This window comes from Acinetobacter sp. WCHA45 (assembly GCF_002165255.2).
GTDB lineage: Bacteria > Pseudomonadota > Gammaproteobacteria > Pseudomonadales > Moraxellaceae > Acinetobacter.
Genome location: NZ_CP028561.1, coordinates 758,185 through 772,750, shown reverse-complemented (window position 1 = coordinate 772,750; position 14,566 = coordinate 758,185). Strand labels below are relative to the sequence as shown.

13 protein-coding genes are annotated in these 14,566 nt (G+C 39.3%); 5 read left to right on the top strand and 8 right to left on the bottom strand.

Translation table 11 applies throughout. The features are described 5' to 3' along the window. Positions 1-45: 45 nt before the first annotated feature. The 7 genes from CDG55_RS05045 to CDG55_RS05015 form a co-directional block, all read right to left on the bottom strand. Positions 46-930, bottom strand: coding sequence for a metal-dependent hydrolase (locus CDG55_RS05045; protein ID WP_087537151.1), 885 nt, complete (start codon positions 928-930; stop codon positions 46-48). Between the two features lie 221 nt (positions 931-1,151). Continuing rightward, positions 1,152-2,033 (bottom strand): metal-dependent hydrolase, encoded by an 882-nt coding sequence (locus CDG55_RS05040; RefSeq protein WP_087537150.1) that lies wholly within the window; start codon positions 2,031-2,033, stop codon positions 1,152-1,154. Between the two features lie 202 nt (positions 2,034-2,235). Further along, positions 2,236-3,426, bottom strand: a complete 1,191-nt coding sequence (gene tuf, locus CDG55_RS05035) for an elongation factor Tu (protein ID WP_111313908.1) — start codon at positions 3,424-3,426, stop codon at positions 2,236-2,238. A gap of 93 nt (positions 3,427-3,519) precedes the next feature. Beyond that, positions 3,520-5,658: an elongation factor G gene (fusA, locus tag CDG55_RS05030; RefSeq protein WP_004913954.1), complete on the bottom strand. Its 2,139-nt coding sequence runs from the start codon at positions 5,656-5,658 to the stop codon at positions 3,520-3,522. Positions 5,659-5,836: 178 nt separating this feature from the next. Next, positions 5,837-6,307: a 30S ribosomal protein S7 gene (gene rpsG / locus CDG55_RS05025; RefSeq protein WP_004638185.1), complete on the bottom strand. Its 471-nt coding sequence runs from the start codon at positions 6,305-6,307 to the stop codon at positions 5,837-5,839. A gap of 160 nt (positions 6,308-6,467) precedes the next feature. After that, positions 6,468-6,842: a 30S ribosomal protein S12 gene (gene rpsL / locus CDG55_RS05020; RefSeq protein WP_004638184.1), complete on the bottom strand. Its 375-nt coding sequence runs from the start codon at positions 6,840-6,842 to the stop codon at positions 6,468-6,470. A 170-nt stretch (positions 6,843-7,012) separates the two neighbouring features. Then, positions 7,013-8,362 (bottom strand): EcsC family protein, encoded by a 1,350-nt coding sequence (locus CDG55_RS05015; RefSeq protein ID WP_087537385.1) that lies wholly within the window; start codon positions 8,360-8,362, stop codon positions 7,013-7,015. Positions 8,363-8,651: 289 nt separating this feature from the next. Here CDG55_RS05015 and CDG55_RS05010 point away from each other — a divergent pair, with 289 nt between their 5' ends. From CDG55_RS05010 to CDG55_RS05000, 3 genes are read left to right on the top strand one after another with little or no spacing between them, the layout of a single operon-like run. Next, positions 8,652-9,881: a beta-ketoacyl synthase N-terminal-like domain-containing protein gene (locus CDG55_RS05010; RefSeq protein WP_087537386.1), complete on the top strand. Its 1,230-nt coding sequence runs from the start codon at positions 8,652-8,654 to the stop codon at positions 9,879-9,881. A gap of 18 nt (positions 9,882-9,899) precedes the next feature. After that, positions 9,900-10,352 carry a protoporphyrinogen oxidase HemJ gene (hemJ, locus tag CDG55_RS05005; RefSeq protein ID WP_005158314.1) on the top strand — a complete coding sequence of 151 codons (453 nt, stop codon included), beginning with the start codon at positions 9,900-9,902 and terminating at the stop codon, positions 10,350-10,352. 60 nt (positions 10,353-10,412) lie between these two features. Then, the gene (locus CDG55_RS05000) at positions 10,413-10,937 is read left to right on the top strand and encodes a hypothetical protein (RefSeq protein ID WP_087537387.1); all 525 of its coding nucleotides are present in this window, start codon (positions 10,413-10,415) and stop codon (positions 10,935-10,937) included. Between the two features lie 54 nt (positions 10,938-10,991). Here the strand turns inward: CDG55_RS05000 and CDG55_RS15330 are convergent, their stop codons facing one another. Beyond that, positions 10,992-11,156, bottom strand: coding sequence for a hypothetical protein (locus CDG55_RS15330; protein WP_005158326.1), 165 nt, complete (start codon positions 11,154-11,156; stop codon positions 10,992-10,994). A 699-nt stretch (positions 11,157-11,855) separates the two neighbouring features. Between CDG55_RS15330 and CDG55_RS04990 the strand changes: the two genes are divergently transcribed. Beyond that, positions 11,856-13,481: an NAD+ synthase gene (locus tag CDG55_RS04990; RefSeq protein WP_087537388.1), complete on the top strand. Its 1,626-nt coding sequence runs from the start codon at positions 11,856-11,858 to the stop codon at positions 13,479-13,481. Continuing rightward, positions 13,474-14,505, top strand: coding sequence for a hypothetical protein (locus tag CDG55_RS04985; protein ID WP_005217857.1), 1,032 nt, complete (start codon positions 13,474-13,476; stop codon positions 14,503-14,505). The genes CDG55_RS04990 and CDG55_RS04985 overlap by 8 nt, the downstream gene beginning before the upstream one ends. The last annotated feature ends 61 nt before the right edge of the window (positions 14,506-14,566 follow it).

Here is a 14,566-nt window from a genome sequence, read left to right as displayed (position 1 = left end):
CAAAATTTGAATAAGAAAATGGGCAATTTTAATTGCCCATTTTAGTTAACTCATATTAAAGCCTAATTCAGCACGCCATTTATTCAATAATGCTGTTGTATCATCATCATTCGGATGAAATTTTGGTCTTAAAAATGCCAGTAACTTTGGAATTTGACGTGTCATAAAACCTTTATAGCCATACATGAACTTGAGCATATATTTGGTATCTCGCCATGTAAGTCTGCCATCAGTTTTTAAAAGAGTCGCAGTGAAATATGACTGGGTAATAAAAATTAAACCCATTGCAATCACTAAAGCTAATGAACGCATAAAATACGCTTTAAATCCTTGCCCATACATCGCTTCATAAACGTCAAATGCCACCGCTTTATGCTCATTTTCTTCAACTGCATGCCACATCCATAAATGGTACATGGTCTCATCCATAAACATGGATTGAATATCTGGGTTAGACAATAGTTCTTCAGCAATCGTTGATGTAAAATGCTCCAAGGCACAAGTACCCGTTAAACCAATCATCTCTTTTGTAAAACCAAATGGTTTTAATAATTTAGTACTTATAGCAACGCCATACTGAATCACTTTACCTGTTTGTGCCTCCAATTTGCGCACATCATAACCATAAGCTTGCGCAGCTGCATTAAAGGCCAAGTGTTCCTTTGAATGCATTGCCTCTTGTCCAATAAAAGCACTAATTTCTTTTTGTAATCGAGGATCAGCAACTTTTGGATCATTTCTAACTGCACGGGTACTATTCACAAAAAATTGTTCACCCTCTGGAAACAGTGCTGAAAGTGCAGTCATAAAATGAGTTAAAGCAGCATCTCCATTTGCCCAATACCGTGGAACTTCGCCAAACTCAAAATCCATTCGGCGTACAGGAAAACTAGCGCCAGCGCGGTTTGAAATATTGACTTTAGCATTCATACTATACTCTCCTATCATGAAGATTTCTTTATTAATCATTTATTATTCTTTAGTTATACGCCCTTTCCCATGCGTTAAATAAGTGCAGATAAGGTCAGAAAAGCATCATCTTGGGACATGTCAGTATGATTTTAAAAAGTCTATTTAATGTAATATTCAAAATAAAAAAAGAGCAATTTTATTGCTCTTTTTACATAGGTTTAGCTAATAGATCTTTTAATTTAAAAACCTAATTTCGCCTTCCAGACTTTAAGCAACTGCACGGTATCTAAGTCATTTGGATGGAAACGTGGTTTGAAGTAAGCCAACATTTCACCCGTCATACCTGCAATAATACCTTTTGATGGACTATAGGCATATTTATAAATCATACCTAATTCTTTTAGATTCAGTTTATTGTCCCGATTTAATAGGCGTAGAACAAAATAAGACTGTAAGGTGAAGATCAACACCATCGCAACCACTAATGCTGTATTGCGTAGTGCATAGGCTTTCACGCCACGGCCAAAAATTTCCTCATAGACATCATAGGCAACAGCTTTATGCTCATTTTCCTCAATTGCATGCCAGAACCACATATAAGACATGGTGTCATCGGTCATGAGTTCCTGAATATGTAGATTACGCAGTAATTCAGACGCAATTGTTGCTGTGAAATGCTCCAGCGCAGTTGTTGCAGTTAAGTCAACCATTTCCTGAGTCATGCCAAATGGTTTAACTGCTTTAGCAAAGTTCTTACGTGCGAACTGGATATAGCGACCTGTGATACGTTCTAAAGAGGATACATCATGTCCATATTTTTGTGCAGAAGCATTAAAACCAACATGTTCCTGAGTATGCATTGCCTCTTGACCAATAAAGGCACTGATTTCTTTTTGTAGTGCTTCATTGTCCTTAATGGCAGGGTGATAACGTACAGCACGAACTGAATCAATAAATAATTTCTCACCATCTGGAAACAATGCTGAAAGTGCTGTCATGAAATGGGTCAAGCCAGCCGAGCCATTCATCCAGTATTCTGGAACCTGATCAAAATCAAAATTCATACGGCGTACTGGGAAACTTGCACCTGCACGATTTGAAATATTTACCTTAGCATTCATGCTGTTGACTCCTTTTAAATGGAAAATTTCCATTTAGTACTTTTGTTCATTTTCTTGTGTTTTATATTACGGTTTTATTGCGATGAATTAAGTGCAGTTTAGGACAGCAAGGTATCAGTTTAGGACACAATTAAGGATAGATTGTCGAACAATAGACATAAAAAAACACCCCAAAGGGGTGTTTTTTTATCACTCTAGGCGATTATGCAGTTACTTTCGCAACAACACCAGCACCTACAGTACGACCACCTTCACGGATCGCAAAACGTAGACCTGGGTCCATTGCGATCGGGTGGATTAACTCTACTGACATCTCAACGTTGTCACCAGGCATAACCATTTCAACGCCATCTTGTAATTTGATCGCGCCAGTTACGTCAGTTGTACGGAAGTAGAACTGTGGACGGTAACCATTAAGGAATGGAGTGTGACGACCACCTTCTTCTTTAGAAAGTACGTATACTTCCGCATCGAATTTAGTGTGTGGCTTGATTGTACCTGGTTTAGCAAGTACCTGACCACGTTGTACATCTTCACGCTTGGTACCACGAAGAAGGATACCACAGTTCTCGCCCGCACGGCCTTCGTCAAGAAGTTTACGGAACATTTCAACGCCAGTTACAGTCGTTGCAACTGTATCACGAATACCAACAATCTCAACAGTTTCACCTACTTTGATGATACCCGCTTCAACACGGCCAGTTACTACTGTACCACGACCAGAAATCGAGAATACGTCTTCGATCGGCATCAAGAATGCTTTATCGATTGCACGCTCTGGCTCTGGGATGTAAGAGTCAAGCGCTTCTACAAGTGCAAGAACAGAAGCTTCGCCGTAAGGACCGTCGTTACCGTTTAATGCTTGAAGAGCTGAACCACGGATGATTGGAGTATCATCACCTGGGAAGTCATAAGTAGAAAGAAGTTCACGAACTTCCATTTCTACTAATTCAAGTAATTCTTCATCATCAACAAGATCACACTTGTTTAAGAATACGATGATGTAAGGTACACCAACCTGACGTGAAAGAAGGATGTGTTCACGAGTTTGTGGCATTGGACCATCAGTCGCAGCACACACAAGGATCGCGCCGTCCATCTGAGCAGCACCAGTAATCATGTTTTTAACATAATCGGCGTGGCCCGGGCAGTCTACGTGAGCGTAGTGACGGATTGGAGAATCGTATTCTACGTGTGAAGTATTAATTGTAATACCACGTGCTTTTTCTTCAGGAGCTGAGTCGATTTGTGAGTAATCTTTCGCTTCACCGCCGTAAGTTTTTGCACAGATAGTTGCAATCGCAGCAGTTAAAGTTGTTTTACCATGGTCAACGTGACCAATTGTACCCACGTTTACGTGTGGTTTATTACGTTCAAACTTGGCTTTAGCCATGATGATCTTCCTTTATAAACTGCTCATGAGGGTCGCCCATGAGCACTTGGTTTTTTAACTAAATTTTAGTTGGGTAATATAGTAATCGAAAGATTACTCGTCGTCACCTTTTTTACCGCCAGCTTGGAACTTAGCGATGATGCCTTCAGCCACGTTACGTGGAGTTTCAGCATATTTAGCAAATTCCATAGAGTATGTCGCACGACCTTGAGACATAGAACGCATTTGAGTCGCGTAACCAAACATCTCAGCCAATGGAACTTCTGCTTTAATTGCTTTAGTTCCACCAGGAAGATCGTCCATACCTTGAACCATACCACGACGACGGTTTAAGTCACCCATGATATCGCCCATGTAGTCTTCTGGAGTTTCTACTTCAACTTTCATGATAGGTTCAAGAAGAATTGGATCTGCTTTCATGAAACCATCACGGAACGCATAAGAACCAGCCATTTTGAACGACAATTCATCAGAGTCGACATCGTGGTAAGAACCGTCAAAAAGAACAGCTTTAACGCCTACAACTGGGTAACCAGCCAAGACACCATTCTTCATACGCTCTTGAATACCTTTATCAACTGCACCGAAGAATTCTTTTGGTACTACACCACCAACAACTTCTTCAGCGAATTCGTATTCTTTACCAGCAGCTTCAACATCAAGTGGCTCTAAACGAACATATACATGACCGAATTTACCTTTACCACCTGTTTGACGTACGAATTTACCTTCTTGCTCAACAGTTTTCTTAATCGTTTCACGATAAGCAACCATTGGTTTACCGATATTCGCTTCAACACCGAACTCACGTTTCATACGGTCAACGATGATGTCAAGGTGAAGCTCACCCATACCAGCAATAATTGTTTGACCAGATTCTTCGTCAGTACGTACACGGAACGATGGATCTTCTTTCGCCAAACGACCTAAAGCAATTGACATTTTTTCTTGGTCAGCTTTAGTTTTTGGTTCAACAGCCAATGAAATTACTGGCTCAGGGAATTCCATACGCTCAAGTGTAATGATGTTTTTCTCATCACATAATGTATCACCAGTTGTAACGTCTTTAAGACCTACACACGCTGCGATATCACCTGCACGGATTTCATCAAGATCTTGACGCTCATTCGCATGCATTTGCACGATACGACCGATACGTTCACGCTTAGACTTAACTGGGTTATATACTGGGTCACCTTGTTTAAGAACACCAGAATAAACACGTACGAAAGTTAAGTTACCAACGAATTTGTCGTTCATGATTTTGAACGCAAGCGCAGAGAACGGAGCTTCGTCAGATGCTTCACGAGATGCTTTAGTTTCAGCTTTATCGTCAAGGATACCTTCGATCGCTTTAACTTCTGTTGGCGATGGTAAGAATTCAATCACAGCATCCAACATACGTTGAACACCTTTGTTTTTGAACGCTGAACCACAAAGCATCACTTGGATTTCAGATGCTAATGTACGAGCACGTAAACCTGCAACGATGTCTTCTTTAGAAAGATCACCCTCTTCAAGGTACTTGTCCATTAACTCTTCAGAAGCTTCAGCAGCCGCTTCAACCATGTTAGTACGCCATTCGTTAGCAGTATCAACTAGGTCAGCAGGAATCTCACCATATTCAAACTTCATACCTTGAGATGGTTCATCCCAGATAATCGCTTTCATTTCGATAAGATCTACAACACCTGCAAATGTATCTTCTGCACCGATTGGTACAACGATAGGTACAGGGTTACCGCCTAAACGAGTTTTAACTTGCTCTACAGCACGGAAGAAGTTTGCACCAGTACGGTCCATCTTGTTCACGAATGCTAAACGAGGCACTTTATATTTGTTAGCTTGACGCCATACAGTTTCAGACTGAGGTTGAACACCACCAACAGCACAGTAAACCATGCACGCACCGTCAAGAACACGCATAGAACGCTCAACTTCAATTGTGAAGTCAACGTGTCCCGGTGTATCAATTACGTTGATACGGTGTTGTTCGAATTGGTTGCCCATACCAGACCAGAAACAAGTCGTAGCAGCAGAAGTAATGGTAATACCACGCTCTTGCTCTTGTTCCATCCAGTCCATTGTTGCTGCACCGTCGTGTACTTCACCAATTTTGTGAGATACACCTGTGTAGAACAAGATACGTTCAGTTGTAGTTGTTTTACCTGCGTCAATGTGCGCAGAAATACCAATGTTACGGTAACGAGTAATCGGGGTTTGGCGAGCCATGATGTCTTACATTCCTAAATGTTATCTTTAAAACAGGACGCATCAATTAAATTGATGCGCACGAATATCCAAGCAGGCAACTTAAATACCCGCAAAGCTCCCACTTTGATAAAGAGCGATGTTGAATCGAGCTGCTGTACGCATGAATATTCTCCTGATTAGGGACTGTTTTATCCGTTTAGAAACGGTAGTGAGAGAAGGCTTTGTTGGCTTCAGCCATACGATGCACGTCTTCACGTTTTTTGATCGCTGCACCTTTACCTTCAGCTGCATCAAGCAACTCACCAGCAAGACGTAAAGCCATCGTTTTTTCAGAACGCTTAGCAGCAGCATCTACTAACCAACGCATTGCTAAGGCAGTACGACGGGATGGGCGTACTTCCATAGGTACTTGATAAGTAGCACCACCAACACGGCGTGCTTTTACTTCGACCATAGGACGAACTTTCTCAAGAGTAGTCTCGAAAAATTCAACTGGGTCTACTTTGTTTTTTTCTTGAACACGTTCTAAAGCACCGTAAACGATACCTTCAGCTACAGATTTTTTACCATCTTGCATTACGTGGTTCATGAATTTAGCGATTGTTTGGCTGCTAAATTTTGGATCTGGAAGGATCTCACGAGCAGCGACTACGCGACGTCTTGGCATTTTAATACACCTAATATTATGACACTTCAGGATGATCCAGCAGTTTGTACAAGTGCCATGTACGCTACGCTGGCCTTACTATACGTCGCTTGAATTACAAATCTATGAAGAATTCAAACAAGCGAAACGCTAAAGGGTTGTTTGGGCTGGTTGCCTAGAATTACTTCTTAGGACGTTTAGCACCGTATTTAGAACGTGACTGGTTACGATCTTTCACGCCAGCACAGTCTAAAGAACCACGAACGGTATGGTAACGTACACCTGGTAAGTCTTTAACACGACCACCACGGATTAGAACAACACTGTGCTCTTGTAAGTTATGACCTTCACCACCGATATAGCTTGATACTTCAAAACCAGAAGTTAAGCGAACACGGCAAACCTTACGCATTGCTGAGTTAGGTTTTTTAGGAGTAGTCGTATATACACGTGTACATACACCACGACGTTGTGGACAAGCCTTCAACGCAGGAACTTTTGATTTTTCAATCAAAGTTGTACGACCCTTACGGATCAACTGATTTGTTGTTGCCATTTGGCAATTCTCCCGTGATTAAACAACCTTAAAAAGAAAAACACCTCTTTTTAAGGGCACACAATTGTAAGCCAAGAAGTAAAAATGGTCAACAATGCAAGATAAAGCAACTGCTGACCATTTCTATAATTTTGTTGTTTTATTGATGTCTAAATCATACCAACAAATAATTAACTATGTTTCGTTGATGTAGGTTCAATATCAATTGTTTTGGGTTCAGTAGATAGTTCAGCTTCATCAGAACTGAGTAATTCATTTGATTGCTCTTTCAAAGCAGGTTGCTGTTCAGTATGTTCGTGCTTGACCACATGCTCCGATGCAAGCTGTTCAATACCCTGCTCAACGTTTTCATTCGTCTGAATTTCTTTAGCAGCATGATCTTTAGATTGCACTGAAACATTGGTAATCACATCATTTTTGCTTTCATCAACACTACTTATTGCATTTGTCGTAGTCTCTGTTGCATTTAACAATCGTGAATTTGACTTTCTCAATAATGCTTCCGCTTTGTAATAGGCTTCTAAGGGTGAAAGATTTTCATTCGGATATTCATTCAAATAAAAACGCGCTGCCCCGAAAACAGATTGTGCCTTGTGTCCAACATCTTCGAGTAAACGCCAACTATAAAAGCCACCTAAAGCAGCACCAGCAACTGGCGTTAATTTACCAATCACAGATGCTTGAGGGATATGATTTAACCACCCCCATTTAAACTGTCCTTCCTCATCAACTAACCATTTCTTTACAAGTTCAACATCGTTGCTCGATCCAAGCAACTGCTGAAACTGTTGTAAGTCATGGGTTTCTAACATCGACTTCAACGCTTTTAATGCAATCAATACTGTTTGTTTTTCAGCAATAATACCCAAATCAATTTCTTTAAAAATAAAGGCAACCACTTCTTGATCTGCCTCATCGGCCAAATCAAAGCCATGAGAGCGACCCGTTTGATAAATTGTTCTTAGTGCTAGAACAATCGAGGCAGGAATATCAACAGCTGCACCCCAAACTCCTGTAGCACCCGTGATAACGCCTTGCGCAGCGGCTAATAATTTATTTTGTTCGATTAATGCCTGACTTAAACGTTGAGAACGCCCCGTATCTTGAGTGAGTTCGGTAATATCTTTTACCCCTGCTTCTTCCAGAATCTTTTCCGTAAGTGAAGTATTCGAGCTAAATTCATTCAACCACTGAAATAAATAATCAGAAACTTTTTCGCCCATGTCAGGTGAAATGAAAGAGGCAACATTATTTACTTTTGTATAATGGCGACCCAAAAGTTGATGGGACAATTTAGGCAGCTGTTGACGTAACATATGTTGCGGGCTTTCGTATTGCTCAATCTCAAATGGGCTTTTAAAATGCGCCTTCCCTTCGATCACATTCGATGAATCTGTAGATCCAGTTGCTAATGTTTTAGGAGCAGTTTGAAGTTTTTGTATTTCTGAACTGAGCTTTTTAGCCACTCCAAAGGCTTGGGTAAATAAACCTGAAGATTGCTTGTTTTTAGATTTTGTCATCAAGTACCTCTGTTCTATAATCTTTGCATCTCTAGGTAGATACTAGGTTGAATGCAAATTTATCTCAACTTTTATCTGTGTTCTTTCATTACCTTTTGTCTCAACTACATTTATATTTACGAATATTTACACAACTAGAAATAGGCATAAAATTTGCCATAAGAAATAAAAAACCTTTCTGCTATGATGGTGTCATTCACTCATAAGCCATTTAAATCGTTATTTTCTCCTGATTTGTACTTATAGCGATATGCACAAGGCTTCGTATTACCATAAAAGGGATCTGTAAATGAAACGTGTTGTAATCACTGGTATGGGCATTAACTCATGTATCGGTAACTCTTTAGAAGATGTCACTCATTCTTTAAAAAATGGAATCTCAGGAACACGTTTTAATCCAACTTATGCCGAATTAAATTTTAAAAGTCATGTCAGCGCTGCTGCTGAACAGGATTTTGATGGTATTGATCGTAAAATCAAGCGTTTTATGGGTGTATGTGCAATGTATGCTTATAACGCAGCGATTGCAGCGGTAGAACATGCGGGTCTAAAACAAGAAGATCTAGCAAATAACCCTCGTTATGGTATTGCAGGTGGTAGCGGCGGTAACTCAACTGCATCAGTTGCAGAGATGGTTAAGCTATTAGAAGAAAAAGGCGCACGTAAAATTGGCCCTTTCTTTGTTCCCCGTAATATGAGTAATACCATTACTGCCAATGTGGGTGTTGCACTAAAACTACAAGGTATTGCACACTCGATTACCAGTGCCTGTGCAACTTCTGCTGATGCAATTGGTTATGCTTACAACTTAATTCAATTGGGTAAGCAAGATCTGATGCTTGCTGGTGGCGGTGAAGAAGATCACTGGTCGCAAAGCTTACTTTTTGATGCTATGGGTGCATTGTGTTCTAAATATAATGATACTCCTGAAACTGCATCTCGTCCTTACTCAGCGGATCGTGATGGTTTTGTCATCGCTGGCGGCGGTGGTTTCGTTATTCTTGAATCACTTGAACATGCACAAGCACGTGGTGCGAACATCTTAGCTGAAGTTGTTGCTTATGCAGCGAACAGCGACGGTGCAGATATGGTTGCACCGAGTGGTGAAGGTGCTACACGTTGTATCACCATGGCATTAGATGAAGCAAAACAGCACGGTGTAGAACAGATCGATTATGTCAACACACATGGTACATCAACACCAGCAGGTGACGTAACTGAGCTTAAAGCAATGGAGCGTGCATTTGGGGAAGGACAAGTTCCACCACTTAGTTCAACTAAATCAATGACGGGTCACAGCTTAGGTGCTGCAGGTGTTCAAGAAGCGATTTATTCTGTATTGATGATGCAAAATGACTTTATTGCTCCAAACATCAACGTGACTGAGCTTGATGAAGGCGCACAAGGTTTCGATATTGTACTTGAAAAACGTGATGCAAAATTGAATACTGTGATGAGTAACAGTTTTGGTTTTGGCGGCGTAAACGCTTGCCTTATTTTCAAGAAGTGGGATGCATAATCCTGCGTAGGATTATCAATGGATGCACCTTCTGATGCTTTCTTGTGGGTAAAAGCATTACATATTATTGCTGTGGTTTGCTGGTTCGCTGCATTGTTCTACTTACCACGTCTTTATGTTTATCATGCCATGAGCGAAGATACCGTTAGTCATCAACGCTTTGAAGTGATGGAACGCAAGTTGTATCGTGGAATTATGTGGCCATCGATGATTGCCACATTAATTACCGCCCACTTTCTCGTTGACTGGGGGGATGCGACCCGACATTATCATGAAGCCTTATGGTTTTATCTCAAAGTCGGTCTGGTTGGATTATTGGTGATTTACCACTTTGTCTGTGGTTATTACCGCAAAAAGCTAATTGGTAATGCGCACTATAAATCGCACAAGTTCTGGCGTTTTTTTAATGAAATGCCAACCTTGATCTTATTTGCCGTGGTCATCTTAGTGGTCGTAAAACCTCAGTTCTAACTGAGGTTTTTTTATTCTAAAATATTCTGATCACCCTCACTTTTCCTATCTATAGTTCAAATGATCAAATCATTTCAAACATATATACAAAGATTAAAGGCAGGCTTCATTGCAAACCTAATCTTTTATCTTAAAATGAATGAGTTCCAATATCGTGGAATGACGTCGGGCGAAATCGCCATGGCACGCCCCGTATTTGGTGACTTGATTAACTATGCAGAAGTTAAGATTTTCAATATCCCCTATCTCCCTTGGCAGCCTGTTAATATTTTTATGGCGCCAAACGGTAATCTATTTGTACATAAACAACATTTTTATAAGGATTATTCAAAATGCTCATTAGATCTTCAGGCAATTTTTATTCATGAACTCGCCCACATCTTGCAATTTCAGCAAAAAACCAATGTCATCTTAAAAGGAATGTTGTTACAAATAGGCTACTATCTTAGTTTTAAAAAGTATAATCCCTATCATTATCAATTTATTCAAACCAAGACTTTCACCAGTTACAACATTGAACAACAAGGTGATATTGCACGAGATATTTTTTTAAAGAAGATTCCAAATATTATTTTGAATCAATAAAAAACCCTGTCGTTTATTTACAGGGCTTTTCAGCTTGAAACATCATTAGCAATTCTATGCTGCTGTGTTTTTAGTGCTCTCTGAGCTAAGTTCATGACTATCATCCATTTCAGTCGTAAAATCTACACGCATCGCATCTTTCACAATTGTACCGATACGTCCCACACCAATTGCCAATCCAAAAGCAATTACTGGATATAAGATTGTTGGAATCATCATAACTTATTACCTCTCATCAAAAGTTTAATTAATCAAACTTACTCTGACTCTTGTACTTGCTCTTGGAACATTAAAGTACCAATACGACCAACTACAACAGCTAAACCAAACGCAATTACTGGAAAAAATACAACTGACATTTCTACTTCCTCTTTTTATATGCGAAATGCATATTTTTACTGTTACATCTAGTGTACAGATGTTCACATTAATTAGGATAATAGCAGTGGACATCTGTACACTCAAGTGTAGCAAAAGGATTCCCGACGAACGGTCAAAAAAGATTCAATTCAATAAAATTATGTTTTTGATAGATTTAAATTTTACGAAAACTCTAATTTTTTGTATTTTTTTATCCCATTACCGAAATAAGCTAAAAGAGTGTTTCTATTCATGTCATTGAACTGTCATTTCGGTATGCGAAAGTGACACGAAAAAAAAGAATAAATGACAATGCTAAGTTTATTCATAGTCATGCACCATCACTACGCAACCATTTAAAAATGTTGCTCTTTAAGACAGAAAAACTTGTTATTTTTACGCAGAAAAATGTGCAATTAGTATATATTAGACATCTTGTCATTTTTCTTTAAGATATAGAATACTTGGCGCTATGATATACAACGTTCTTTAAAATTATATTTACACAAATCAAGAACTTGTATATCAGCACTTGTTAAGACTTAGGATTAGGTTTGAATGAAAAATTTTAAAATTGCCCTTGCTCAATTTTCTCCGCATATTGGCAATATTGACGCAAATACTCAAAAGATGGTTGAGCAAGCAAATTTAGCGAAACAACAACAGGCTGATCTGATCATCTTCCCTGAACTTTCTACGCTAGGTTACCCAGCTGAAGACTTATTACTTCGCCCAAATTTACAAAAACGCACTCAAAAAGCGTTCGCTCAATTAAGTGAAGTAAAAGATATCGTCATGGTATTCGGTTTCGTACATCAAACTGAAGATGGTCACCGTTACAACTCAGCCGCAGTGATTAAAGATGGGCAAGTTTTAGGAATATACAACAAACAGAACTTACCAAATTATGGCGTCTTTGACGAAAAACGTTATTTCCAAGATGGCCATCAACATCTCGTTTTTGAGTATTTAGGTCATAAGTTTGGTGTACTGATTTGTGAAGATGTTTGGTCACTGAATACCGTCAAACAACTTAGCCAACTGAATGTTGAAACTGTGCTTGTCTTAAATGCTTCTCCGTATGAAGTCGGCAAACCACAGCATCGCATCCAAACATTAAATGAACTCGCAAAACAACTGAATCTGAATATTGTTTATGTCAATCAAGTTGGTGGACAGGACGATCTTATTTTTGATGGGTCAAGTTTTGTTAGTAACAAAAATGGTGAACTCGCATTACAAGCACCGAGTTTTCAAGAATCTGTTTATGTGACTGAATATGATGCAGAGCAAAAACAGTATAAAATTGCTAATCCAATTCCAACTTTAGATACTTTTGCTGAAATCTATCAAGCATTGGTCATGGCAACACGTGACTACGTACAACGCTCAGGATTCCCAGGTGTGATCTTGGGCTTATCGGGTGGAATCGATTCAGCCTTGACACTTGCTATTGCTGTTGATGCAATTGGTGCTGATAAAGTACAAGCCGTGATGATGCCTTATACTTACACCTCTCAAATGAGTGTAGAAGATGCAACAGAACAAGCACGTCGTATGGGTGTAACTTTCGGTATTGCAGAGATTCACCCAATAGTAAATAGCTTCATGCAGACCCTATTCCCGTTCTTTGGCAACACACCAGCGGATGCAACGGAAGAAAACTTACAAGCACGTACCCGTGGTACCCTGCTCATGGGTTTATCAAATAAGTTTGGCAACCTTGTACTTTCAACAGGTAACAAGTCTGAAATTTCAGTCGGTTATTGCACACTGTATGGTGATATGGTCGGTGGCTTCTCTGTATTAAAAGATGTCTATAAAACCATCGTCTTCGAATTAGCAAAATACCGTAACACATTAAGTGAAACACCTGTGATCCCTGAGCGTGTCATTACTCGCCCACCTTCAGCAGAGCTGCGTCCTGATCAAACAGACCAAGACTCTTTACCTGCTTATGATGTACTTGATGCAATTCTGTACGCTTATATCGAAGAAGATCTTAGCCAAGCAGACATAATTGCAAAAGGCTACGAAGCTGAAGTGGTTGAAAAAGTAATACGCTTAGTTGATCGTAATGAATACAAGCGTCGTCAGGGTGCAATTGGCCCACGGATTAGTTCACGTGCTTTCAGTCGCGAACGACGCTACCCTATCGTCAATGGATGGACCGCGAATGACTGAAAAAATTGTTTCTGAAAAGTCACAATTACTTGCTCAAGCACTTATGCTTGAGCAAGTGGCATTTTATAAAAATCAGCTTACTACACAGCTTTCTCCTGAGTTCTTTCAGCAGTTTATTCAGTTGTTTCTACAACATGCGCCAAATATCAAACTGAAAGAAGTGATAGAGCTTGAACAAATCCAGGCAGTTGTTAAGCGTTATGCCTTTGAAATGCAGCTTGGTGCTGGACTATTAGAGTTTATTGGTGAAATTGCTCAACGCTTGCATGTTTTTTCTTTACAGTCTTCAGCACATTTAGAAGATGTTTTTTCGGATCACCAATTTGAAATGTGGTTATCTAAATTTCTCGAATTAGAAAATATTCGACATTATTTAAACCACTTCTTGAAAGAAAGCCCTTCAATTCAGCAATTATGCCAATATATCGCAACCACAACTTTACAAAATAAATTACCAAAATTATTTTCACAATCTGATGAAGAACAAATTTCTGAAAGCAAATATCAGTGGCAGCAGAAACTAAAGACTTTTTCACATCGTCAACAACAACGCATTGAACAGAAAATCGAAGAAAGTATTGCCCGCTTTATCCAAGAACAACTTGCCGATTTAAGCTTACTTTCAAACGATGACTTAGAGAGCTTGGCACGTAATATTTGGGAAGATAATAAAGCTAAACCTTTATCTGAATACACCAAACAAGTCACACCTCTGGATGTTGAAGAATTCTTTGTAATGATTTATGAATACTGGAAAGAGCTACGCCAGTCTTCCTATATTCAAGATCTTATTCTATACGGCGTAAAAGTCTTTTACGATTTTTATGAAGACGAAAGCTTAGAGGATGTATTTGCTGCGATTGGTATTGAAGAGTCAGATCTTCAAAATGAAGCTGTACGTTTTTATCCTAAAGTCGTTGTAGCCTTAGATGAACATGGTGTATTAGAACCTATTATCACCATGATCGTAAAACCTTTTTATGAAAGTCATCAAACTCTAGCGACGATTGAAAAGCATTTATAAATATTATTTTTCTGCTGAGATATATTGAGACTAAATCAATATATCTCTTTAATTTTCTAAT